The 1208-nt window shown below is 41.9% G+C and carries 3 protein-coding genes; 2 read left to right on the top strand and 1 reads right to left on the bottom strand.

Annotation, left to right across the window (positions count from 1 at the left end; genetic code table 11):
• Positions 1–99 precede the first annotated feature (99 nt).
• Together R8269_RS25135 and R8269_RS25140 are read left to right on the top strand one after the other, a co-directional pair.
• On the top strand, positions 100–447 hold the full coding sequence (locus R8269_RS25135) for a 5-carboxymethyl-2-hydroxymuconate Delta-isomerase (RefSeq protein ID WP_005496920.1): 348 nt from the start codon (positions 100–102) through the stop codon (positions 445–447).
• A gap of 98 nt (positions 448–545) precedes the next feature.
• Positions 546–968 (top strand): DUF805 domain-containing protein, encoded by a 423-nt coding sequence (locus tag R8269_RS25140; RefSeq protein WP_005458874.1) that lies wholly within the window; start codon positions 546–548, stop codon positions 966–968.
• Positions 969–1010: 42 nt separating this feature from the next.
• On the opposite strand, the gene R8269_RS25145 is transcribed toward R8269_RS25140, so the two are convergent.
• The coding region (locus tag R8269_RS25145) for a DUF3135 domain-containing protein (RefSeq protein ID WP_318222897.1) at positions 1011–1208 on the bottom strand (198 nt) is incomplete at its 5' end.

Consider the following 1208-nt stretch of genomic DNA (forward strand, 5'->3'; position numbering starts at 1 on the left):
GTGATCGCGTAGACAGAATGATAGTTCATTCCTCGGAAATTGCTGGCTAGATTGGTATTACTACGCACTGAATTTTTTATGTTGTAGAAAGGAATCAAAATGCCAAACTTAGTTTTAGAGTATTCGAACTCAGTGGAAGAGCGAGTCAATGTACAAGGTTTGCTGGAAGACTTACATAAAGCTGCGTTAGAGAGTGGCCTTTTTGAGTTGGCCTCTGTGAAATCAAGAACGTTAAGATGTCATAACTGGCTAATTGGTGAAGCGGGTGACAGTCTCGATTTTATCCATATCAATTTTGATTTGTTGTCTGGCCGAACGCCTGAACAAAAGCGAGAATTATCGCGAGCTTTAATGGTTGTGCTTCAAGAACAGGCAAGTCATGTACACAGTTTAACGGTTAACATTCGAGATATGGATGTGGACAGCTTTCAAAAAGTGGTGAACTGAATATAAGGCTTGGCCGACGTTGTTCACGACTTGTTGTTTCTTCCCAAATTACCCCGACTCGGCTACTCTGTATTCTTTCTATTTTTGGATAAAAATTGATGTCGACTAAAGAGTTACTGTTTTCGTTTCACGGACGTATCGATCGCAAAACCTATTGGATTTGGAATGTGATTTACTATATTTCGATTATAGGTTTTGGTGCGGGTATCAGTAAGTTGTTTCCTGCGTTTTCTTACCTGTTACTGCCAATATTCTTGTTGGTACTGCTCATTCCTGATTTGGCTATTACGACAAAGAGATGGCATGACCGCGACAAGTCGATCTACTGGTTAGGCTTGAACATTCCTTTGGTGATTGGTCGCATCGCAACGCCGATGACAAGCCCAATGGCGCAAGAGCCTTCAACGCCACAGCTGTTCATTGCTTCGATTTCATTAATTTGTGGGCTTTGGATTTTGATTGAGTGTGGTTTTTTGAAAGGCACATCAGGCCCGAATAAATACGGTCCTGAGCCACAGTGATTTATGAGTGTGGGAGTCTCTGCCTAAGGTGTGACTCTCACATCAGTAGAAATCGTTTCTGTTGAAGGCGACTACGTTGTCTGTTTTAACCGACGTCGCTTTTCCTTGTAATGCTTCTCTGAACTTTGTGACTTGTTTTTGTAATTCATTCATTAACACGACGTTGGTGTGATGAGGGTTTTTACAGTTGCGAATCACACGATCAATATGGCTTTGCTGAGCCCATAAGCGTGGTTGCAT

The sequence above is a fragment of the Vibrio sp. Vb0667 genome, from assembly GCF_033391095.1.